Origin of the sequence: Pseudoalteromonas shioyasakiensis, from assembly GCF_001550135.1 — a bacterium.
In the GTDB taxonomy this organism is placed as follows: Bacteria; Pseudomonadota; Gammaproteobacteria; order Enterobacterales; family Alteromonadaceae; genus Pseudoalteromonas; species Pseudoalteromonas shioyasakiensis.
In genome coordinates this window covers 386,345-408,869 of the sequence record NZ_LRUE01000015.1, presented here as the reverse complement: position 1 = coordinate 408,869, position 22,525 = coordinate 386,345, and the positions used below count along the sequence as shown (strand labels likewise).

Here is a 22,525-nt window from a genome sequence, read left to right as displayed (position 1 = left end):
GAGCCTTTAAAATAAAAAACAGTGCTTAATTTTTCGCTTCTGCTGATTGAATACTACTTTGGATCAGCGGCGAAATTGTTAAACCTTGTACGATAATCGAGAAAATCACTACCACGTAGGTGACAATAACAATTAGGTTGTGAAGATCTGAGCCTGCAATCATCACTTGATCGCGTGGGATAGCAGCTGCCATTGCTAGTGCTAAACCACCCCGTAAGCCACCCCAAGTGAGTATTTTCACCGAGTGCTTATCGTATTGGCGATACTTTTTAAAGAATACAAATGGCGCACCTACACTTATAAATCTCGCTAGCAACACCACAGGTACCATCAGTAAACCTAAGCCAATTTCTTCAAGAGTAATCGGCATAGTGACAATTAGCATACCGATAATCAAAAACAGCAAGGCATTTAAAAAGCTATCGGTGGCATGCCAAAAGTCTTTTACGTAGCGAGTATCTTCAGGCCCCGTACGCTCTGTTGCTTTTGAACGAGTAATATTGCCAAGTAAAATACCACTGGTGACCATAGCAAGCGCACCTGAGATTTCCCAAATATTCGCTGCTGCAAAGCCGGCTGTTGGAATGGTCAAGGTTAGTAGCAAACGAATGTTCACATCGCGGCTATTAATAATTAAAAAATGCCCGACTAACGCAATCACGAGACCAAACACGATACCGCCAATTGCATCAACTAAGAACAATTCAGCAACGTCAGTAAAGGTGGCTTCGGTGCCATAAAAGGCCACTGAAAATATCGTTGTGAAAATCACCAAACCAATACCATCATTAAACAAAGACTCACCTTCAACTTGCACAGAAATACCTTCTGGGGCTCGCATTTGTTTAATAATGGCTAAAACTGCAATCGGGTCAGTTGGGCTGATTAAAGCACCAAACAACAAGCAATAAATAAACGGTACTGGCCAGCCTACAAAAGCAAACAAATAATAGCTTAAGTAACCAACGATAACCGTTGAGGTAATGGTTGAAAATAATACTAATGCGGTAATTTCCCACCGTTGCTTACGAAGGGCTGCTAAGTTGATTTCCAGCGCACCTGCGAATAGCAAAAAGCCGAGCATGCCTTTTAATAGCAACTGATTAAAGTTGATACTAGAAACAATTTGGGTCATTTCGAGGGCGGTAGTATCGCCAAGCATTTTAACGGCAAGAATAAGTAGTAAAGAAATAACAACAGAGCCAGTTGTTATAGCAATCGTGGTTTGCATTTTGAGGATGAATTGGTTAGCAAAAGCAATAAAAATAGCTAATGCTGAAAGAAAACAAATGAGGTACCAAGCATTCATTGTTTGACCTTAAATATTTGTATAACAAGACGCAGAAAGCAGTCACTTTCTGGCCGCATATAGTACGCCTCTAAAATAGGTATGTCACAGTGTTTATGCGATTTTTATGACATTTTAGAGTAAAAATTCAAGGCGCTGATTGCATATGTATAATCGCTGTTAATAATGTCTCAAAAGAGACAAAATAAACCTGATAAAAGCGCAATAGTGATAACCTCAGTTAGGTCAATCAGCCTGTTTAAATTGAGCTGATTCTTGGCTGGTATTAATTGCCCTAATTGGATAAGGGATCACAATTCCTTCTTCTGCGTAACGTTGATGTAATGCTTTGATAAACGCAGATTTCACCCAAAAGCGATTAAAATACTCTTTTACTCTTAACATGACTGTAAAGTTGATACTTGATTGATCAAAGGTATGAAAGACCACAAAGGTCTCGTAATCATCAACGCCCCATTCATGGCTTTTTAATATCTGCCTAGCAACATCCAACGTAACCTGCTCAACTTTTTCAAGGTCTGAGCCATAATGAACACCCACTTCAACGGGGACGCTGAGCTCTTTTTCTGGGTAAAAATAGTTAATGATGCGCGATTTAGACAGCTGACTATTGGGGATCACTATCATGTTATTTGGCAACATTTTTACCCAGGTTGAGCGCCAACCAATTTTCTCAACAAAGCCTTGATCGCCACTTTCAAGCTCTATAAAGTCGCCGACCCGAATAGGTTTATCAATCACCAGCTGAACGCCAGAAAAGAAGTTTTCGAGTGTCGGTTGTAAAGCCAAAGCGACGGCAAGAGAGGTAATGCCCAAAGAGGCAATAATCGGAGTGATTGATATACCCAACGTGCCTAATAACACCAATAAGCCAACACACACAATTGCGCAGCGGATTAATCCTTTAATGATGCTATGACTATTGGAAACTACCACTGAGCGGGCACTGTAATAATCAATGGTACCAAATAAAAAATGATCTAAAAATAACACTAAGGCAAAAATACAAATGGCTTTAGCAGTGGCCGCAATAGGTAAGGGGTGCTCAGCCATAAAGCCGGTGGTGTTTAATAACTGACCAAAAATGATCACAAGCACCATCATTGTGCACAAGGTCAATGGTGTAGACAGTGAGTCAACCAGTAATGAGTCGAAAACAAAGTCGGTTCGTTGGGTCCATTTCTTTAAGCAATAGATGATTACAAACTTTAATAAAAACAAAGCTGTGGCGGCTAATACAGTACCACCAATGACGACCAGCCATGGCTCATTTAGCCATTCGTTTTGTATCAGATCAGTAATCATGCTTAGTCCTTAAATCCTAGATACTTGGCATTGCTGCAAGTTATGTACCCAGACTTTTTCTATGGATATCTAATCCTTTTAGCTGTGAATCACAAATAATAAGGTGAGCAAAATAAAAACAAATAAAAGGTACAAATGTTTAATAAATGTTATTATTTTGTATCAATAAATTTACACGGATAGTTTATCTGTTAACAATTAATAAACTTAAAATTTATTATCCTACTGTTAATTAAGGGCTTTTATTTTAGAGCTAATACTTTGTTTGTAAATTTTTTGTTTCATTTTCAATTTCGCTCCATTCAATCTAGGCTGGTCACTAATCGGGAACAGTGCAGTCCGGTTACTAGGAAAATATTAAATACATAACAATCTAACGGAGCGTAAACGTGAATTTATCTAAAATCACATTAGCAACTCTTGCTGCTTTTGCTTTGACTCAAGCAACAAGTGCAGTAGCTGCGAACAAGAAATACCTAAACGAACAAACAGGGATTAACCAAGCTTTGCAAACCAATGCGTCATCAGTATTGAGTGCAAATCCAAATCAGTTAGTTGGTTTAGGTGCAGGGAATGATTTAGTTGTATTAAAAGAAATCAAAACCAGTAACGGCAACACCACGCGCCGTTATCAGCAGATGTATCAAGGTCTACCAGTTATCGGCGATACGGTTAGCCTCACATTTGATGATAATGGTCAATTAAAACGTGCACATGGTGCAGCGGTGTATGATATCGCCGCCGACATCGACTCAGTGTCTCCGGCACTAAACAAGAAAAAAGCAATGGCGAAAGGCCTTGCGAACTCACCTGCTGCAATTAAATCGGTTGGGTTAAAAAAGCATAATGAACAGTCACGTTTAGCAATTTGGCTTGATGAAGACAGCGTTGCACACCTAGTGTATGAAGTATCTTATGTGACTTATGGTGATAACCCATCTCGTCCGTATCAAATTATTGATGCCAACAGCGGTGAAGTTTTATTTAGCTTCGATAACTTACAACATGCTAGTGCAACAGGCCCTGGTGGTAACTTAAAAACCGGTAAATACATCTACGGTACTGACTTTGATAGTCTAGATGTTACCCAATCTGGCAATACTTGTACGATGAATAACGCCAATGTAAGAACCATTAACTTAAATGGTAGTACAAGTGGTTCAACAGCGTATTCGTTTACATGTCCTGAAAATACCTTTAAAGAAATTAACGGTGCGTACTCGCCTTTAAATGATGCGCATTATTTCGGTAATGTAATTTTTAATATGTATAACGATTGGGTAGGCACTGCACCATTAACTTTCCAATTAAAAATGCGCGTTCATTACGGCAGTAATTACGAAAATGCGTTTTGGGATGGTAGTGCTATGACCTTTGGTGATGGTCAAAATACCTTCTATCCACTGGTAAGTCTTGACGTATCAGCACATGAAGTAAGCCACGGTTTTACCGAGCAAAACTCAGGTCTCGTTTATTCTGGTAAATCAGGTGGTTTGAATGAAGCGTTCTCTGATATGGCAGGTGAAGCGGCCGAGTTTTACATGAAAGGCTCAAATGACTGGTTAGTGGGTCAGGAAATCTTTAAAGGTAACGGTGCATTACGTTACATGAATAACCCAACCCAAGATGGCAGCTCAATTGATCATCAAAACAATTACTACTCTGGTATGGATGTACATTACAGCTCAGGTGTATTCAACAAGGCATTTTATAACCTTGCAACCACACCAGGTTGGGATACGCAAAAGGCGTTTGTTGTGATGGCGCGCGCTAACCAACTTTACTGGACTGCCAGCACAAACTGGGATTTAGCAGGTAACGGCGTGATGGATGCGGCGTGTGATTTAAGCTATGACCCAGCCGATGTTCAAGCAGCGCTTGCGGCGGTTGGTGTGACTTCAAGCTTAAGTGCGGGTAGTAGCTGTGGTACAACTGAGCCACCTCCGGGCGGTGATGAAGAGCTAACCAATGGCGTTGCACGCACTGGGATAAGTGGTGCGGCGAAAGAGCAAATGTTCTTTACTCTTGAAGTACCAGCAGACGCAACGAATTTACAATTCAATACAACAGGTGGAAGTGGTGATGCAGACCTTTACGTTATGTATGGCGCAAAACCAACACTGAGCAACTTTGATTGTAAAAGTACTTCATCTACTAGCACAGAAAGCTGCGCTATCAGTAATGTACAAGCGGGTACTTACTACGTAATGGTAGAAGCGTGGAATCAAATTTCTGGTGTATCACTTACAGGTAGCTTTGATTCGGGCAGCGGTGGTGGTGTAACACCAATAAACCGTACTGAGTCTAACTTAAGTGTTGGCACAAATAGCTGGACTCGTTTCACGCAAGAGCTAGATGCGGGTTATTCGTCACTGGATGTGACTATTTCTGGTGGCTCTGGTGATGCTGACTTGTATGTGAACTTTGGTTCTCAATCGACAACATCGAGCTATGATTGCCGCCCATATAAAAACGGCAATAGCGAAACCTGCACATTTACAAACCCACAAGCGGGTACTTGGTATATCGACCTTCGCGGCTATCGCGCTGCAAGTGGTGTAACACTCACCATTTCGGCTAACTAGCCACCCTTTTAGGGAGCTTCGGCTCCCTTTTTTATTTTCATTAAAATGCAAATCATAAAAGGATTGATTATGACAACCCGCCTAATACAGTGCCTAGTGGGCTTTGCCACACTGTCACTGAGCCAACTAAGTTATGCAGCGCAAGACGAAACAATTTGGGTCACTATTGATGCCCTGGCTGCAGAGCACTTTCAACAAGATACAGTAAGTAAACGTAAACAAAGCAGTAATTTTGCGATGCAAAAATCGGCTTTGAATCAAGTTAATTTTATGCGCGTTAACAAGCAGGATATCGCTGGTTTAAGTGAGTTTATGCACGATAACTATCATCGCTGCGGTGGTTTTGTAGCCCATGACTCATTAGCAGATGCCGAGCTCTATACTCAGCAATTAAATGCTGTATCTCAGACAGCTATGAATGCGAGCCTAGTAAACTACAGTATTGATAATGCCGCGACAGTTAACGCGCTAATATCATCGATTGATAGTAGTGAGCTGAGCGATACAGTTAATAGCATGATGAACTTTCATAACCGATATTATTCAGTGCAAAGTGGTATTGATGCAGCTGATTGGTTAAAGAGCCATTGGCAGCAAATAGCCAGTAGCCGCAGTGATATAAGCGTTGAGTATTTTAACCATAGTTTTTCGCAATCATCAGTTATTGTGACCATTCCTGGTGCAGAAAAAGCAGATGAAATCGTCGTTATTGGTGGTCATTTAGACTCAATCAATCAGTCTAATCCAAGTAATGGTCGTGCTCCTGGTGCAGATGATAATGCCTCTGGTATTGCAGTGCTCACACAAACCCTCAAAGCAATTGTGGAAAATAACTACCAACCTCAGCGAACCATTCAAATTATGGGGTTTGCCGCTGAAGAAGTGGGTCTTAGGGGCTCAAAAGATATTGCTCAGAGTTATAAAACTCAGGGTAAGAATGTTGTAGGTATGGTGCAGTTTGATATGACTGGCAATAACGGCAGCAGCACAGATATTGTGATGATGACCGATTACACAAACTCTTCGCAAAATCAGTATTTATCGCAGTTGCTCGATGCTTACCAGCCCACAGTGAGCTATGGCTTTGATCAATGTGGTTACGGCTGCTCAGATCATGCCTCTTGGTATCAACAAGGGTTTGCCGCCTCAATGCCATTTGAATCAACAATGAGTGATATTAACCCATTGATCCACACATCAAATGATGCCCAATTTGATGCGGCTCACGCGAGTAAATTTGCAAAATTGGCAGTGAGCTATGTTGCTGAAATGGCAAAGAACGCTGGTGATGTGGTAACTGAGCCGACTAATCAGCTTGAAAATGGCGTAGCTAAAACAGGTTTGTCGGGCGCAGCAAAAGAGCAGCTATTCTTTACGCTTGAGGTACCTGCAATGAGCAGTAACCTTGAGTTTGTAACCGAGGGCGGTTCGGGCGATGCCGATTTATACGTTAAATTTGGCAGTAAGCCGACCTTACAGGATTTTGATTGTAAAAGCACAACCTCTACAAGTAATGAAAGCTGTGTGATGTCGTCAGTTCAAACTGGCACGTATCATGTCATGGTTGAAGCGTGGAATGAGATTTCGAATGTGTCACTCACGGGAAGTTATAGCACCTCAGGTGGCGGCGAAAACGTTGACCGAACTGAGACAAACGTGAGTGTGGCTACCGGAAGTTGGCAGCGCTTTACTCAACAAATACCCGCAGGCCTCAGTAATTTAACAGTGACTATTTCTGGCGGTAGTGGCGATGCAGATTTGTATGTTAACTATGGCTCAGCGTCAACAAGTTCAAATTATCTTTGTCGGCCGTACAAAAATGGTAATGAAGAAAGTTGTCAATTTGATAACCCACAAGCTGGTACTTGGTACATAGATTTACAAGGTTATCGAGCTGTATCGGGCGTTACATTAACGATTCAAGGACAATGATTTAAACCCAATCATACTTTTAACCATGAGGAAGCAACGCTTCCTCATTTAGTCTTGCCCTTGGCAAGTCAGTTACGTAAAATCTGCCCATCACTTTTAATCTATTGGCGAAGTTTATCAAACAACTTTTCAGTGCCACTGGCCCCCTTGCACTTTCTCTTGATGGATATACTCCTCGGCAGCCACAAATTGACATGGCTGTTGCAGTTGACGATGCCTTAAAAAAACGTCACCAATTAGTGGTTGAGGCGGGCACAGGCACGGGTAAAACCTATGCTTACTTAGCGCCTGCGTTAAAATCAAAAGGCAAAACCATCATCTCAACGGGTTCAAAAGCACTACAAGAGCAGTTGTTTCACCGTGATTTACCCAACTTAGTCAAAGCACTGAGCGCCACTAAAAAAGTCGCCCTTTTGAAAGGACGCGCGAATTATTTGTGTACGTATCGTTTAAGTCAGCATGTTGCGCATGTTCCAACAGATGATCCTGATGTAATGCATCAACTCGCGATGGTGGCAAAGTTTGCCAGTGAAACCCGTTCAGGCGATTTAGCAGATTGTATTGGCATAGAAGAAGACGCCAAAGTACTGCCTTATGTTAGCTCAACCGCTGATAACTGTTTGGGTAAAGAGTGCCCCGATTTTCAAGATTGCTATATTCGTAAAGCCCGCTTAAATGCCATGGAAGCTGACGTGGTGGTGATCAACCATCATTTATTCTTTGCTGATATGGCTGTAAAAGACACAGGCTTTGCTGAATTAATGCCAACGGCAGACGCCTATATTTTTGATGAGGCTCATCAACTCAGTGAAATTGCCAGTGACTATTTTGGTGAAAGTGTTAGCACCAAAAAGCTGGTGGATTTAATTAATGACTTACGAGCAATTTACCGTGCCGATATCCCCGATATGCTGCAATTAGGTAAAACCCTCAACAAGTTAGAAACCAGCGTGGCAGATTTACGCTTGCAGTTTGGGGTTGATGGTAGCCGTGGTGATTGGCGTGAAAAGCTGGCTGATAAAGATATTTGTGCAGCACTGCACCGGGTCATTAGCGACCTCGACTTTTTATACCAAGTATTAAAGTTATGCTTAGACCGTAGCGAAAAAATAGAGCATCCGTTTGAGCGTACGCTGGCCTTTAAAGGTCAGTTAGAGCGGGTATTTGATACCGCACAAACGGGCTATAGTTATTGGTATGAAACCACTCGCCGATACCTAACGGTAAACATTACACCGCTTAATGTATCGGCTAAATTCGCACAAATGATGAAAGACACAGGAGCAGGCTTTGTGTTTACATCGGCGACTCTATCGGTCGATAACGAATTAGAACACTTTAACGCTAGCCTTGGTTTAAAACCAACGCAAAGCATGATTGTTGAAAGTCCGTTTGATTACCAACAACAAGCGCTACTTTGCTTACCGCGCTACTTACCTGAGTCTCATGCGAATAATATGCCTCATGCTATTATCAAGCTGACCCTTGAGTTGATTAAATCAGCAAAAGGTCGCTGCTTTGTGCTGTTTACTAGCTATCGTATGATGCATTTAGTGGCGGAAGGTTTAACCACACAAATGGATTATCCGGTTTATATGCAAGGGCAAATGTCTAAACGCATTATCCTTGAGAAGTTTACCCGTCACGGTAATGCCGTTTTACTCGGTACAGCCTCATTTTGGGAAGGCGTAGATGTTAGAGGCAGCACATTAAGTTGTGTTATCATTGATAAATTGCCGTTTGCCGCACCAGATGACCCATTATTGCAAGCAAAAATGCAAGATTGCCAGTTACAAGGCAAAGACCCATTTGCGCATATTCAATTACCCCAAGCGGTCATTGCATTAAAGCAGGGGGTAGGGCGACTTATTCGCGATAGTAAAGATAAAGGTGTGTTGGTTATTTGCGATAACCGCCTAGTAACACGCCATTACGGCCAAGTATTTTTAAAAAGTTTGCCACCCATGCGCCGCACGCGCGACTTAGCAATGGCAAACGCGTTTTTAGAACAGATCAATTAGAGTAACTTAGATGATTAAACACAATATTCTTGCCTTAGATGCATCAACTGAAGCTTTATCGCTGGTGCTACATTATCAAGGGCAAACATTTCATCATTTTGAAGAGTGCCCTCAGCAGCACAGCCAAAAGATTTTGCCTTTAATTGATGAGTTACTCGCAAAGGCGCAATGTAAACTAACCGATTTAGATGTAATTGGTTTTGGCCAAGGACCGGGTAGCTTTACGGGCGTGCGTATCAGTGTTGCGATTGCACAAGGTTTAGCTTATGCCGCACGCTTACCTTTGGTTGGCGTATCAACATTGCAGATGATGGCGCAACAAGCGTTTGAACAAGATCAAGCCAGCGATGTGTTTTCTGCCATTGATGCACGTATGGGTGAGATTTATTACGCTCATTATAAAGCTGATGATAATGGCTTAATGACGCTTGTTGATGAAGAGCAAGTCATTAAACCTGAGTTGCTAACGTTACCTGAAACAACGGCGGCAGCGGTGGGGACGGGTTGGCAGACCTATCCTGCACTTGTTACAGATCTGGCAAATGTAAGTTTAAATGAAAACATTTTACTGCCTGATGCGAAGTACATGCTGGCCTCGGTTGCCACTGCATTCGCTAACGGTGAAACGGTGACTGCAGCTAATGCGCAGCCTAAATATGTTCGTGATACAGTGACTTGGAAAAAGCTACCAGGCCGAGAATAACAGAAAGAATAACGGGACTTGCGTGCCCGTCAGTTATGGCACATAATTTAGTCATGTTTGATGTGGAATTACGAGTTTGACTTTACCTATTGGCTCAGGCTTTTATACCGGTGACATTCCCGGTCAATATAGCCGTAAAAATACCGTTACTGATAAGCCTAAAGCGATATCAGACCAAACGGCTGAGCAAAAATCGTCAACAGAGTATGTTAAATCAAGCCCTCAAGCTGTTGCTATTGCTGATGAATTTAAAGCTGAGTCGCAAAGCTATCAGCAAACAATTTATGATAAACCAAGCAACCCAAAAACCAGTCGCGCTATTTCAACCTATACGGAATTTGCTAACTTAGAGCGCCGCGCCGAAGTGCAAAGCCTTATTGGCGTTGATGTATATGCTTAGCTAATTGGTAAAACTGAATTCACAAAAAAAAGCCTAAACAAAATGTTTAGGCTTTTTTTATGCTTGGACTGTATTCAATATAAATTACTGTTTAATAAAATCAATCAGCTTGTCGGCAATCGCAGTATTGTTTTGCGAACCGTAGAAATCTTCAGCACGTTTACCATAGGCAAATACTTGTACATCAATAGCGGTGTGGCCGCCAGTAGTCCAACCTGTGAAGCTGGCATGATTGATGATATCTTTTACTGCAAGTAGCAACGCTTTCTCGCCCATTTTCTTAGCTTGGCTAAGCTTAATGCTGTTTGCATCAGTAAACTCGATATCAGAATACTTTTGCCATACTGCTTTTAAGTCATCGCTTTCAAGTAGATCTTTTGTGATAGTGCCAGCTGTTGCTTTAACACCTTTAACAATGTCAGTTTCCCACTTATATTGACCATGAGCACCGAGTGTTAAGCCTCCTGTTGAGTGATCGGCAGTGATAACAAGCAGGGTATCAGGGTTTTTATCTACATACGCTTTTGCTTGTTCAATCGATTTAGCAAAGTCATCCATTTCGCCCATTGCACATGCAATGTCGTTTGCATGACCACACCAGTCAATTTGGCTACCTTCGATCATCACAAAGAAACCTTTGTCATTTTGACCATTAAGTAAATCAAGTGCTTTAGTTGTCATTTGCGTAAGGCGCGTTGGATTTTCGTCAAGCGCAAACGGTAAACCAACTTCAGCAAATAAACCAAGAGCAGGAACTTGCTTTAAGTCATTCATTGCTGCAAAGTCATCGCTGTATTGATAGCCAGCCGCTTTAAACTCTTCTACAAGGTTACGGTCTTCACGAACGTAATATTTCGTGCCGCCACCTAGCATTAAATCAACCGGTAATTTACCTGCGATTTTGTTATCGATATAGTCGTTAGCAATCTCGTCGTAGTTACGGCGTGATTCGTTGTGTGAAGCAAAGCTTGCTGGTGTAGCGTGATTGATTTGCGAAGTAGCTACGAGTGCTGTTGTCATGCCACGCTCTTTAGCAACCTCAAGCATGGTTTTTACTGGTTTTTTATCAGTATCAACGGCAATTGCGCCATTATAACTTTTATGACCACTGCTCAGAGCTGTTGCACCTGCTGCGCTGTCTGTTACATAGGTATGATCGTCAGGGTAGGTATGTGCCATACCACGCAAAATAGTATCGAAAACAGTTGGGTCAACAACTTTAGTATTTGGATCATCTTTAAAGTAACGATATGCAGTTGTGTATGCCGGGCCCATACCATCACCAATCATATAAATGATGTTTTTTGGTGCTGATTCAGCCATTACTGAGCCTGCTGAGCATAATAATGCTAAAAGACTTAATTTTAATTTCATTGATGTAACCTTATTATTGTGCCCTTATTTATACTGCGAGGATTATTGTATACTAGCCAGACGATAAATAAACGCCTTTAAGTTGAAACGCTTAATAAATAGGAGTAATTGTGCAACCTTTTTCTTTTCAAACTGGCACTCAGGCAATGCATGGCCTAACCTTTGGTGATGGCAAAGAGGTTGTGATTGCCTTACATGGTTGGCTTGATAACGCACATAGTTACATACCTATGTTACAAAATGCGCAGCTAAATCAGCGTTGGTATTGCCTTGATTTTCCTGGCCATGGTTTATCTGATTGGCGAAGTAGTGACGCCCATTATTACTTTATTGACTACATTGATGACGTCTATAAGTTTATTGAGTCGCTTGATGTAACGAAAGTGCATTTAGTTGGCCATTCTATGGGCGCTATGGTCGCTGGCGTTTTTGCGAGCTGCTTCCCTGAAAAGGTGGCATCGGTAAACTTTATTGAGGGAATTGGCTGCGTTACAACCAACAGCAATGAAATGAGCGGCCAACTTCGTAAAGCGATATTAAATAGAGCGCGGGTAAACAGCAAAGGCCCTCGTGCATTTGACTCAATAGCGCACATTATTAGTGCAAGGCTTGCAAGTGGCGACCTTGAATACCCACAAGCAGAGCTTTTAATGACACGGAATAGTTACGAAAAAGCAGGTAAGTGGTATTTAACAACCGATCCTAAGCTTAAAAATCACTCAGGATTTCGCTTTGATGAGGCACAATGTATTGCAACCATCAAACAAATTAACGCACCATGTCAGCTTATCTTAGGGGATAAGGGTTACCCTTTCGTTAGGGATAACCTAGAGGCATATGGTAAATATTACAAGGAGTTAAAAATTCATGAGATACCTGGAGGTCACCATTGCCATATGCAAAGTCCTGCATTAACCTTAGAGCACATTCATGCATTTATTGGGCAGTATAAAGCAAGTTAATTGTATAATTGCACCAAATGTGGGATTATCTGCACCATTAGAGTATTTACTCCATTGAGAAACGGCCTTAGTTAGATTAAGGTTATTAAAAAATATAATTATAAACAGGAGCTAAGAGTGGAAAAAATCTGGCTTAAACGCTACCCAGAAGGTATGCCTGAAACAATCGACCCTGAGCATTATCACTCGCTACTCGACTTGTTTGAAAAAAGTTTTGCTGACTATAGTGACCTTCCAGCCTTTACCAACATGGGTAAAGTGTTGACCTATAGTGAGTTAGACAGTGCTACAAAACGTGTTGCGTCGTACATTCAAAATGATCTTGGTCTGAAAAAAGGCGATAAAGTAGCGGTGATGATGCCGAATCTACTGCAAACGCCTGTAACTATTTTAGGTATTCTTCGTGCAGGCTGTGTAGTGGTAAACGTAAATCCACTTTACACCGTGCGTGAACTAGAGCATCAGTTAAATGACTCAGAGTCATCAGCAATTTTCATTCTTGCTAACTTTGCCGATACCCTAGAAAAAGCATTACCAAAAACCAACGTTAAGCACATTGTGGTTACCCAAGTGGGTGATATGGTGGGCGGCCTTAAAAAGCACATCGTTAACTTTGTGGTTAAGCACGTTAAGAAAATGGTGCCTAGCTACTCATTGCCAAATGTAATCAAATTTGCCGATACACTTGCTGGTAACGAAGCAAGCTATAAAAAGCCAGATGTTGATTTAAACGACTTAGCATTCTTGCAATACACAGGCGGTACAACGGGTGTATCTAAAGGTGCAATGCTATCGCATGGCAACATGGTTGGTAACCTTGAACAAGTTTCAGGTTGTCTAGATAACGTTTTAGATCGCGGAAAAGAAGTGGTTATTACAGCACTGCCGCTTTATCACATCTTTGCTTTGACTGCGAACTGCCTAACATTTATGAAATACGGTGGTTTAAACGTACTTATTACAAACCCTCGTGATATGCCTGGCTTTGTAAAAGAGTTAGCACAACACAAATTTACTGCGGTAACAGGTGTAAATACGCTATTTAACGGTTTACTAAATACCCCAGGTTTTGCTGAACTTGATTTCTCAAGCCTAAAAATGTCACTTGGCGGTGGCATGGCGGTACAGCGTCCAGTTGCTGAAAAATGGCAAGCTGTAACAAAAACCAAATTAATGGAAGGTTATGGCCTAACTGAGTGTGCACCACTTGTAACTGTTAGCCCTTACGACCTTGAAGGTTATAACGGTTCAATTGGTTTACCTGCTCCTAGCACTGATATTAAGCTTATGCTTGAAAATGGTGAAGAAGCAGCGAAAGGTGAGCCAGGCGAGCTTTGGGTTAAAGGCCCACAAGTTATGCAAGGTTACTATAACCGCCCTGATGCAACAGCCGAGTGCTTAAAAGACGGTTGGTTTGCAACAGGTGATATTGCAACTTACGATGATGAAGGTTTCTTCTATATTGTTGATCGTAAGAAAGACATGATTATTGTATCTGGCTTCAACGTGTTCCCAAATGAGATCGAAGAAGTTGTTGCTATGCACGATGGCGTGCTTGAAGTAGCGGCAATCGGTATCCCTCATGAGGTCAGTGGCGAACAAGTTAAAGTTTTTGTCGTGAAAAAAGATCAATCTTTAACTGAAAAAGATATAATAAAGCACTGTCGTGATAATTTAACGAACTATAAGGTGCCTAAACTCGTTGAGTTTAGAGATGAACTACCAAAAACAAACGTTGGTAAGATTCTAAGAAGAGCCTTAAAGGACGAAGAAAAATAATTAAAGCCGGCATTAGCCGGCTTTTTTATGGTAAAGAAAGGGGTATAAGTGCAATATCAACTGATCGAAACTCAAAATCAATTAAATGATTTTGTAGAAAAAATAACAGGAAAACCGGTACTGGCAATTGATACCGAGTTTATGCGTCGTCGTACGCTTTACCCTGAAGTTGCACTTATTCAAGTATATGATGGTGAGCATTTAGCGTTAATCGACCCACTGGCTGAGTTGTCGCTTTTTGATTTTTGGCAAGTACTTAAAAACCCAGAGGTGTTAAAAGTATTGCATTCACCGTCAGAAGATATTGAAGTGTTTCAAAAATACGCTGGCTTTGTACCAACACCGCTGTTTGATACCCAATTTGCTCTACAAATACTAGGTCATGGAAACTGCATGGGCTTTGCCCACATGGTTAAAGAGTTACTTGATATCGAAATAGATAAAAGTGAATCGCGCACTAACTGGTTACAGCGACCGCTAACAGAAAAACAACTAGATTATGCCGCTGCCGATACGTATCACTTACTGCCTTGTTTTGAAATTATTAAAAAACAAATTGATGAAGCTGGCTTTTTTGACATCGTGATCAGCGAAAGCGAGTTAGTCGCGCAAAAACGTGCTTACCAACCACCAGCAGATCAGCTTTATAAAGATATTAAAAATGCTTGGCAATTACGACCGCACGACTTAGCAGTATTACGCGAACTTGCCGCATGGCGCCGTGAAAAGGCAGAGCGCAAAAACCTCGCGCTTAACTTCGTGGTAAAAGAGCATAACATGGTTGAAATTGCTAAGCGTAAGCCTGCAAGTCTAAATGCGTTACGCAGAGTACCGGGTGTTGAGCCAATGGAAGTGAACCGTTCGGGTGTTGAAATTTTAAAATGTATTGAGCGTGGTAAAGCCGTTCCTGATAGCGAACAACCTGCACAATTAAAACGTTTAATTGATTTTCCGGCATACAAAAAAGCGGCTAAAGATATTAAACAAAAAATTACCAAAGCTGCAAAAGAGCAGGGTATTCCTGAAGATGTATTGGCCTCTAAAAAACAGATTAACCAACTGATCAGCTGGAATTGGAAGCTCGATGCCGATGAGCGTAAAGCTGCATCAAAGCCAGATCTGTTTAACTCATGGCGCTATGAGTATGTGAAAGACGTACTTAAAGAGTGGCAAAACTAAGTAACTAACTTTTTAAAGGGCTTTTGTATGCTTTGTATTCGTACTAAAAGCCCTGAAACTTACTGCGTTTACGCGTAACCTCTAGCCAATGCAGTAAGTTATTATCATATCTTTTAAGTCGTTGTTTTTGTTTCGACGTTAAATAATAAAATGGCGCGAATATAAAGTAGCCATGACCAATGATTACCACACAATTAAAACCATATTTAGAGTATTGTTTAATTAGTTTAGTTTTGTTTGGTTCAATATGAACATTTCCAAACGCTGAGCTATAAAAAATACCGTGTCGACATATAGTCAGCTCATTTTTACTGCTCAATACCAATAAAATAATTATTAACGATGTAAGCATAAAAGCCAGCAAAAGCAGGTCATAAAGTGGATGCTTTTGGGATGTCGCTTTTAGAATAGACAATGTTAAGACGGCTAAAGTCACGAGGATCGCAAGTGTGCTTTTCTCTGAACTCTTCCTTAAATTCAATACTTTCATTCTCAGTCCCTGAGAGGCTTTTTTAATATAGTACTTCGCTACTTAGATAAAACAATCTGCCGAACAAATGAAAGTAAACGCTATTTTTAATGTTTTATTATTAATTTTTAATGCTGTGCTTTATTTAGCTTGTTGAAATTAAATAAGATGTTAAACGATGAAAGATATAAGAATAAATGTAAAATAGGTTGGTAGAATAAGTCACGTTATATATCTTCATTAAGGATTATGAGCCATTGAAAACTGCCAAGCTGTTCTTTGCACATATTTTTATTAAAATGATCGACGCGAGCATATTAATGTATTTAATTTTACATAAAAGATTTTAAAAAACTTGTGATAGCAATGCCTTAAGTAATTTGTTAAAACTATATCAAAGAGGTAAGCCACATAACAAACCGCTGTAGATCTGGGAGGAACATGCTGGGATTAAAGAATGTGAATCGTCCCCGCTTGTTAATATAGCCATCCTTTTTGTCCCTATGCTAGATGGGTGGTACATTTAAGGATATTCCCGCAATTAATTTTGACGTTGGTATTTTAAAATATAAACAGATGCATTGAACGGAAATTTAGGAGTGCTTTTGTGAAAGGGACTGCATTCATTCTTCTCATCGTAGCAGTTTTCGGTATTCTAAAACTCATTGCTCCGAAGATTGTGGAGTTTTTGCCTGAGTGGGTAAATGGACTTATATTTCTCATTGTATTTTTGGTTTTGTGTTTTCAATTTGGGCGATTTATCTTTAAACACCGAAGAAAGGACGATTAGCTGTTCGTTTTAAAGCGTATAACAAACAATTTAAGCCGTCGTTCGGTCGTTTTTACTGAATGTTTTTGACATCAATAGGATTAAGATATGGAAAACTATACACTAGCAGGCTTGGGGTTGCTAATAGTGTTCAATATTTTGATTAGTTTAGAAATTTATAAAAGAAATGATTTTGAAACTTTTCAAAAAGTAGCACAAATAGTTCTGGTTTGGTTACTCCCCGTCATAGGTGGAGCTGGAATCTTGATATTCTATAAAAGCATAGATAAACCAATTAGGAAACCAGAAAGCTTTGCAAAACGTACTGAAGGTAGTAGCTCTTGGCAAGATGAACCTTAATATAGAGCTATGAGTGAACGACTTTTTAAATCCAAGCCATGAGCTCACTTGTTTAAAGCGAGCTCATTTCTAAAATAACCCTACAAACCAAGTAAAATCTTATCTAAGTTTTGTTTTGATTTAGCAACGCTTTGTAGTGGGGTTAATCCGCTTGGATATTCTTCTTGCTCAAGCACTAACCACTTGGTGTTTCCATGTGACTCTAAAGTATCGATGATGGCAGGCCAATCAATGTTGTTTTCGCCGATTATCGGGCTCATGTTGCTACCCTCAATCGTACGAACTTTAATGTGCGTAGCAAGCGTGCGGTTAGGGTACTTTTTAATAAAGTAGATTGGATCTTTAGTTGCGTAATTGACCCAGCCAATATCTAACTGCAATGGCATGGTCTTGGGGGTATTACTGGCAATGTAATCCCAAAACGTTGCATTATTAAAAGCATTAAACTCTTTATTATGATTGTGAAAACCGATCTTCATATCAAAGCGGGTCGCATAATCACTGACTTTAGTAAGCTCTTTAACTAGAGATTTAACTCCCTCAGGGTGCCATGCTCTTTCATCCCAAGGTACATAAAGTGTAGTAACGCCAAGGGTCTTGTAAAACAGCAGGGTGCTATCAATAGTGTTTTCACTGAGTGCATCAAAGCCTATATGGGCACTACTGGCAACTAAGCCTAATTCACTGAGCTCTGCTTTTAAGGCTGCTGGATTATTTGAGTATGGGCCAAAGTCTCCGGCAAACTCCACGCCGTCAAACCCCATTTCGGCAAGAGACTTAAGCGTACCATGAAAGTCACTTTTTAAGGTGTCTTTGACTGACCATAGCTGCACACTCACTGGCAGTTTTGCGAATAATTGACCACTAAATACAAGGCTAATAATGAGCAATAAAATGCGGGTTTTAAACATACTTCAATCCTAAAAAAAGCAGGGGGCTGACCCCCTGCACTGTGTTACAAATAACACAAGGGGGAAAGTTAATCGATATAGGCGTACTCGCTTAAACCAAGCTCAGCTAAAACCTGATCTAAATGGGTTTTTGCTTCATCAGAAGGACCAGGGTAATCACCTGCAATAGGTACATTACCAAGGTAACCAATGTCTTTACAGCCTTCAGGTGTACAGAAAAAGGCAGCAAGCACTAATTCTTTAAAGCGTAAAAAAGCTTTACCAATACGCTGAAATTGCAGAGGTGTTTGCTCGTTTAAAAATGCAATATCGTCTAAAATCGCACGATGTTGCTTTTCGTTAAGCGCAACAAATTGCTTTTTAAAGCGAAGCTGCGCTTCATCGTTAAGCCACGCTAGAGAGTTTAAAATTTTAATTCTATCGCGTTGTTGGCCTTCATAAGGCGCGCTTACCCACTCATTAATAACTGCCGGTACTTCTAGCTCACTGGCTGAAGGAATAGCGCCTTCTCGTGGCACAATGTAATCAGCTAATAGCGCTACCAACGTAAGCTCGTCTGCCGTTAAGGTCAGCGGCCAAGGTGATTCTGGTGGCATCACTAAATTTGGATCTTGACCATAGCCTTTAGCGGTCACAGGCTTAATATCTAAATCAGGCCAATGCTCTTTTGCAGAGACTGCACCGTCATCTTCAAGTGCTTTTGTGCAGCCAGCAGTTAAACCAACCGCTGAGCCCGCAGCTAATAGACCAAGCCATTTTAAAGACTCACGGCGGCTCATGTTTGAAACATAGTTATATGAGTCGTGTTCGTTACGATGATGCATAATTAAAGTACCCCGTTATCAATTTGTTGAGCAAGCCAAGTTGAATTACGCATTGCCAGTGTCATGATGGTGAGCGTACAGTTTTTATGAGGGTTAGAAGCAAATACGCCCGCATCCATTACAAATAGGTTATTACAATCCCATGTTTGACCCCATTGATTGGTGACCGAGTCTTTCTTGGAGCTACCCATTCGTGTTGTGCCCACTTCGTGGATGATTTCGCCACCTTTTGAAATTGCTTTTTCAGCAGGCGGGAGTTCGCCAACGGTCGCCCCCATGTTTTCTAGAATTTGCTTCGCAGTTTTTAAACCATGTTCGATTTGCTTTAATTCTCTGTCAGACCACTTAAAGTGGAACTTTGATACCGGAATACCCCATTTGTCTTTAACGTTTTCGTCAATTTCCATGTAGGTATCTTTGTTCGGTAACATCTCGCCACGCAGAGCAAAACCAACGTAAGAGCCATATGCATCACGAATTTGCTGTTTAAGGGCAGGGCCATAGCCTTGTTTATCACCCGATACACCCGAGCCTGGTTGTCTAAAGCCACCGCCAATTTCAAAGTGATAACCACGTGGGAAATCTAATTCATTGTTAGCTTGTGCTTGATGACCCCACCAAGGAATAAATAAGTGATTAGCGGTATGTCCATCTTCGTTATAACGTGGGCGACCTTTAAGTGCCGGAATTTGCGCACCTAACCATGCACCCGTCGAATCCATCAAGTTTCGACCTACTTGGCCACTTGAGTTAGCAAGGCCTTTAGGGTGCTTTTTATTCTTTGAGTTTAATAAAATACGTGCTGATTCACAGGCGCTGGCGGCTAAGATAACCACATCGGCATCAATAGCATGTTCGGTTATTGTGTGTTTATCAACATAAGTGACGCCAGTGACTTTACCTTGCTCATCAACCTTAACTGATTTAACCATAGCATCGGTAATGACTTTTAAGTTTCCGGTGGCTTTTGCCATTGGCAGTAATGATGTCGTAGTTTGGAAAGCAGCACCAATTGAGCAACCAGAGCCACAAGGTGTTGCATAAAAACACGCCATGCGATCATCTTTCGGGCGAGTTAATACCGCGCGATGCATCGGCACTGCTTGAATGCCCATTTTCTTTGCAGAAGCGGCAATTAGAAGTTCAGGCACACGCGGTTTTGGTGGCGGCTGTAAAATACCCGGTGACGAATCTGGCATATCTTCATGGCCTGTATTAGTGCCACATACGCCAACAAGCTCTTCTGTTTTATCGTACCAAGGTGCTAAATCAGCGTATTCAAATGGCCAGTCGGCACCGTGACCATCACGGCTTTTACCTTTAAAATCGTGCTCACTAAAGCGTAATGAATAGCGGCCCCAGTGGTTAGTTCGACCACCTAACATACGTGCGCGCCACCAATAAAAGTCGCTCCCTTTGGCACTCGTGTATGGCTCATCAGGTACTTGCCAGCCGCCATCAACGGTTGCGTCGTAAAAGCCAAAGTTTTTGTCTTTGTTACCTGCACCCATAAGTGGGGCTTCGTTGTTACGACGAAACATCGGGCTTTCTGTTTTCGGGTCATAATTACGGCCCGCTTCAAGTAATAACACCTTGTGACCAAGCTTGGTTAACGTGTATGCGGCCATTGCACCGCCAGCACCAGAGCCAACAACTAATACCTTATGTTTAAAATCAGACATCTTATAGCTCCTTGATTTTTATATTTTTAAACCACACTTTGTCACCATGGTCTTGAAGCCCGATATGACCTTGTTCAGCCGTTGCAAAGTTTTTCCAAGTTGCAAACTTACTGCCTTTAACAAGGGTGTTCCATGTTGTACTGCCAATCACAATGCTGGTGGTGCTAATACCGTTTTGCCAAACTTGTAAGTGGTTGTCTTGCATTTTAATGCGTACATGGTTCCAGCTATTTGCTGGTTTGTGCGCCGCAACTGGCGCTGCAAATAAATCGTAAATTGACCCTGCTAAGTGCGAGTCAATTTCGGTATCTGGGTGTTCTTCGTTATCGATAATTTGAATTTCAGGCGCATGAGAGTAAATCATCTGTCCGGTTTCATCAGCTAACACAAAAATACCGCTATTGCCTTTGGTAGAGATTTTCCAATCAATCTGTAATTCAAAGTTTTGGTACTGCTTTTTAGTAAGCAGGTCGCCACCACCTTTGGTTAATGTTATAGCGCCATCTTCAACGACCCATGCAGGATTTAAAGATTCGCTTTTAAAATTACGCCATTTCGACATATCTTTGCCGTCAAACAACAACTGCCAGCCAGCTTGCTTTTCTTGTTGTGTAAGCTGATTATCAGCCGCATTAGCGAGTGCACAGCTACTAACGGTGAGCATTAAAGTCAGTGCTTTAAGAGATTTAAACATAGTGTTCCTCGACGATTTACTTGCTTAAGACGCACATTTTTCGGTGCGTTTGTTGTTATTAATTACTAGATGCAACCCAATGAATGCGACGATTAAAATAATTGGGAAGATCAGTAGGTTTTGTAATACAGCCTGTCCGGCTAAAATTTCAATTTGTTCAGCGCTTGCGCCACTTGCCTGTGCCGATGAGCGTGCGGTATCTATCCAGCTACCAATTACAGGGTTCCAAATGCTCATAGCAAACATGCCTGCACCACCCATTAACGACATACCCAGCGCCCCTGACTTTGGAATGTATTCAGCAACGCAGCCAAGCATGGTCGGCCAAAAGTAGGTAACGCCAAGTGCAAAAAGCATCGCTGCTAGATATATCATGCTGCCCTCGGCTTGGCTCATCATGAAGATACCTAAGCTTGCACAAATGGCAGATCCAAGTAATACACCAGTAGGGTTGAGCTTATGCACAATGGGGCCTGCAAAGAAGCGACCAACAGCCATTAGGCCAGTGATCAAGGCTAATACCACCATAGGAGAGGCACCCGATGAACCTAAAATACGCTCAATCCATTGTTGTGTGCCAAACTCAGTGGTTGCGGTGAATGTCATGCAGGCAATTAAAAAGATGTATAACGGCGTGAATAAGTGGCGAATATTGCTGCTAGTTGAGTGAGTGCGTGTATCAAAGCGTGGAAACTGCGCTTTGATCTGCATAGCGCCATAAATAACCGTAGGAACTAAAATTAAAGCCACTTGCCATTGCCAGTTTAAACCCGCTCCCGACATAAAATTCGACGCAAGTGCGCCTATCACAATGCCACCAGGGAACCAAACATGAAAACGGTTTAGCATAGTGGTGGTATTTTTAGGGTACATTTCTGCAATCAGTGGATTACAGCCCGCTTCAACAGCCCCGTTGGCAAAACCAATCAAAAAGGTAGAAACCAGTAAGCCCCAAAAACCATCAGCAGTGATAGTTAAAACAAGACCAAGTAAATGACAAATAAACGCTAAAGCCACTAATTTCTTCGCGCCAATGGCATTATAAATAATACCGCCGACCATAGTCGCAACGGGAAAACCTAAAAATGCCATGGCATTAACCCAACCTAATTCGGTGTCGGTTAAGCCAAACTCACTGCCAAGTTGACCCAAAATACCAGCACGGATGGCAAAGGTCATAGAGGTCACAATCAGTGCTATACAGCAAAGCCGAAAGACAATGCGGTTATAATTATTGTTGTCCATATTGTGTGTCCTGTGTGTTCTA

At 41.5% G+C, this 22,525-nt stretch carries 18 protein-coding genes; 9 read left to right on the top strand and 9 right to left on the bottom strand.

What is annotated here, in order from left to right; translation table 11 throughout:
* Positions 1 to 25 precede the first annotated feature (25 nt).
* Both PASHI_RS11080 and PASHI_RS11075 read right to left on the bottom strand, forming a co-directional pair.
* Positions 26 to 1,309 carry a cation:proton antiporter gene (locus tag PASHI_RS11080; RefSeq protein ID WP_062565648.1) on the bottom strand — a complete coding sequence of 428 codons (1,284 nt, stop codon included), beginning with the start codon at positions 1,307 to 1,309 and terminating at the stop codon, positions 26 to 28.
* Between the two features lie 225 nt (positions 1,310 to 1,534).
* Positions 1,535 to 2,614 carry a mechanosensitive ion channel family protein gene (locus tag PASHI_RS11075; protein ID WP_082710909.1) on the bottom strand — a complete coding sequence of 360 codons (1,080 nt, stop codon included), beginning with the start codon at positions 2,612 to 2,614 and terminating at the stop codon, positions 1,535 to 1,537.
* A gap of 389 nt (positions 2,615 to 3,003) precedes the next feature.
* Between PASHI_RS11075 and PASHI_RS11070 the strand changes: the two genes are divergently transcribed.
* The 5 genes from PASHI_RS11070 (at position 3,004) to PASHI_RS11050 (ending at position 10,255) form a co-directional block, all read left to right on the top strand.
* Entirely contained in the window at positions 3,004 to 5,199 is a 2,196-nt protein-coding gene (locus tag PASHI_RS11070) for a M4 family metallopeptidase (protein WP_062565647.1), read from the top strand.
* A gap of 69 nt (positions 5,200 to 5,268) precedes the next feature.
* The gene (locus PASHI_RS11065) at positions 5,269 to 7,131 is read left to right on the top strand and encodes a M28 family metallopeptidase (protein WP_062565646.1); all 1,863 of its coding nucleotides are present in this window, start codon (positions 5,269 to 5,271) and stop codon (positions 7,129 to 7,131) included.
* A gap of 104 nt (positions 7,132 to 7,235) precedes the next feature.
* Positions 7,236 to 9,152, top strand: a complete 1,917-nt coding sequence (yoaA, locus tag PASHI_RS11060; protein WP_054563876.1) for a DNA repair helicase YoaA — start codon at positions 7,236 to 7,238, stop codon at positions 9,150 to 9,152.
* 10 nt (positions 9,153 to 9,162) lie between these two features.
* Complete coding sequence (gene tsaB / locus PASHI_RS11055) at positions 9,163 to 9,855, top strand: tRNA (adenosine(37)-N6)-threonylcarbamoyltransferase complex dimerization subunit type 1 TsaB (RefSeq protein ID WP_062565645.1); 693 nt, start codon at positions 9,163 to 9,165, stop codon at positions 9,853 to 9,855.
* A gap of 76 nt (positions 9,856 to 9,931) precedes the next feature.
* Positions 9,932 to 10,255: a hypothetical protein gene (locus PASHI_RS11050; protein ID WP_062565644.1), complete on the top strand. Its 324-nt coding sequence runs from the start codon at positions 9,932 to 9,934 to the stop codon at positions 10,253 to 10,255.
* A gap of 84 nt (positions 10,256 to 10,339) precedes the next feature.
* On the opposite strand, the gene PASHI_RS11045 is transcribed toward PASHI_RS11050, so the two are convergent.
* On the bottom strand, positions 10,340 to 11,629 hold the full coding sequence (locus tag PASHI_RS11045; protein ID WP_062565643.1) for an alkaline phosphatase: 1,290 nt from the start codon (positions 11,627 to 11,629) through the stop codon (positions 10,340 to 10,342).
* Positions 11,630 to 11,739: 110 nt separating this feature from the next.
* Between PASHI_RS11045 and PASHI_RS11040 the strand changes: the two genes are divergently transcribed.
* The 3 genes from PASHI_RS11040 (at position 11,740) to rnd (ending at position 15,549) form a co-directional block, all read left to right on the top strand.
* Positions 11,740 to 12,591: an alpha/beta fold hydrolase gene (locus tag PASHI_RS11040; RefSeq protein ID WP_062565642.1), complete on the top strand. Its 852-nt coding sequence runs from the start codon at positions 11,740 to 11,742 to the stop codon at positions 12,589 to 12,591.
* 117 nt (positions 12,592 to 12,708) lie between these two features.
* Positions 12,709 to 14,370: a long-chain-fatty-acid--CoA ligase FadD gene (gene fadD, locus PASHI_RS11035; RefSeq protein ID WP_062565641.1), complete on the top strand. Its 1,662-nt coding sequence runs from the start codon at positions 12,709 to 12,711 to the stop codon at positions 14,368 to 14,370.
* A 48-nt stretch (positions 14,371 to 14,418) separates the two neighbouring features.
* Positions 14,419 to 15,549: a ribonuclease D gene (gene rnd, locus PASHI_RS11030; RefSeq protein WP_062565640.1), complete on the top strand. Its 1,131-nt coding sequence runs from the start codon at positions 14,419 to 14,421 to the stop codon at positions 15,547 to 15,549.
* Between the two features lie 43 nt (positions 15,550 to 15,592).
* On the opposite strand, the gene PASHI_RS11025 is transcribed toward rnd, so the two are convergent.
* A complete protein-coding gene (locus PASHI_RS11025) occupies positions 15,593 to 16,039 on the bottom strand; it encodes a hypothetical protein (protein ID WP_062565639.1) in 447 nt (148 codons plus the stop codon).
* A gap of 856 nt (positions 16,040 to 16,895) precedes the next feature.
* Between PASHI_RS11025 and PASHI_RS11015 the strand changes: the two genes are divergently transcribed.
* Entirely contained in the window at positions 16,896 to 17,147 is a 252-nt protein-coding gene (locus tag PASHI_RS11015; RefSeq protein ID WP_062565637.1) for a hypothetical protein, read from the top strand.
* 80 nt (positions 17,148 to 17,227) lie between these two features.
* Here the strand turns inward: PASHI_RS11015 and PASHI_RS11010 are convergent, their stop codons facing one another.
* The 5 genes from PASHI_RS11010 to PASHI_RS10990 all read right to left on the bottom strand — a co-directional run bounded on the left by PASHI_RS11010 (position 17,228) and on the right by PASHI_RS10990 (position 22,503).
* Entirely contained in the window at positions 17,228 to 18,058 is an 831-nt protein-coding gene (locus tag PASHI_RS11010) for a sugar phosphate isomerase/epimerase family protein (RefSeq protein WP_062565636.1), read from the bottom strand.
* 68 nt (positions 18,059 to 18,126) lie between these two features.
* Positions 18,127 to 18,882: a gluconate 2-dehydrogenase subunit 3 family protein gene (locus tag PASHI_RS11005; protein WP_062565635.1), complete on the bottom strand. Its 756-nt coding sequence runs from the start codon at positions 18,880 to 18,882 to the stop codon at positions 18,127 to 18,129.
* A 2-nt stretch (positions 18,883 to 18,884) separates the two neighbouring features.
* A complete protein-coding gene (locus tag PASHI_RS11000) occupies positions 18,885 to 20,564 on the bottom strand; it encodes a GMC family oxidoreductase (RefSeq protein WP_062565634.1) in 1,680 nt (559 codons plus the stop codon).
* Between the two features lies 1 nt (position 20,565).
* Positions 20,566 to 21,258 (bottom strand): 3-keto-disaccharide hydrolase, encoded by a 693-nt coding sequence (locus tag PASHI_RS10995; protein WP_062565633.1) that lies wholly within the window; start codon positions 21,256 to 21,258, stop codon positions 20,566 to 20,568.
* A 24-nt stretch (positions 21,259 to 21,282) separates the two neighbouring features.
* Positions 21,283 to 22,503, bottom strand: coding sequence for an MFS transporter (locus tag PASHI_RS10990; protein WP_062565632.1), 1,221 nt, complete (start codon positions 22,501 to 22,503; stop codon positions 21,283 to 21,285).
* Between the last annotated feature and the right edge of the window lie 22 nt (positions 22,504 to 22,525).

What these genes read in the sequence shown, in the direction of transcription:
- PASHI_RS11015 (WP_062565637.1), top strand. Translation starts at nt 16,896, where the DNA reads ATGGAAAACTATACACTAGCAGGCTTGGGGTTGCTAATAGTGTTCAAT.
- PASHI_RS11010 (WP_062565636.1), bottom strand. Translation starts at nt 18,058, where the DNA reads ATGTTTAAAACCCGCATTTTATTGCTCATTATTAGCCTTGTATTTAGT.
- tsaB (WP_062565645.1), top strand. Translation starts at nt 9,163, where the DNA reads ATGATTAAACACAATATTCTTGCCTTAGATGCATCAACTGAAGCTTTA.
- PASHI_RS10990 (WP_062565632.1), bottom strand. Translation starts at nt 22,503, where the DNA reads ATGGACAACAATAATTATAACCGCATTGTCTTTCGGCTTTGCTGTATA.
- PASHI_RS11000 (WP_062565634.1), bottom strand. Translation starts at nt 20,564, where the DNA reads ATGTCTGATTTTAAACATAAGGTATTAGTTGTTGGCTCTGGTGCTGGC.
- PASHI_RS11075 (WP_082710909.1), bottom strand. Translation starts at nt 2,614, where the DNA reads ATGATTACTGATCTGATACAAAACGAATGGCTAAATGAGCCATGGCTG.
- PASHI_RS10995 (WP_062565633.1), bottom strand. Translation starts at nt 21,258, where the DNA reads ATGTTTAAATCTCTTAAAGCACTGACTTTAATGCTCACCGTTAGTAGC.
- PASHI_RS11045 (WP_062565643.1), bottom strand. Translation starts at nt 11,629, where the DNA reads ATGAAATTAAAATTAAGTCTTTTAGCATTATTATGCTCAGCAGGCTCA.
- PASHI_RS11065 (WP_062565646.1), top strand. Translation starts at nt 5,269, where the DNA reads ATGACAACCCGCCTAATACAGTGCCTAGTGGGCTTTGCCACACTGTCA.
- PASHI_RS11005 (WP_062565635.1), bottom strand. Translation starts at nt 18,882, where the DNA reads ATGCATCATCGTAACGAACACGACTCATATAACTATGTTTCAAACATG.
- PASHI_RS11025 (WP_062565639.1), bottom strand. Translation starts at nt 16,039, where the DNA reads ATGAAAGTATTGAATTTAAGGAAGAGTTCAGAGAAAAGCACACTTGCG.
- PASHI_RS11080 (WP_062565648.1), bottom strand. Translation starts at nt 1,309, where the DNA reads ATGAATGCTTGGTACCTCATTTGTTTTCTTTCAGCATTAGCTATTTTT.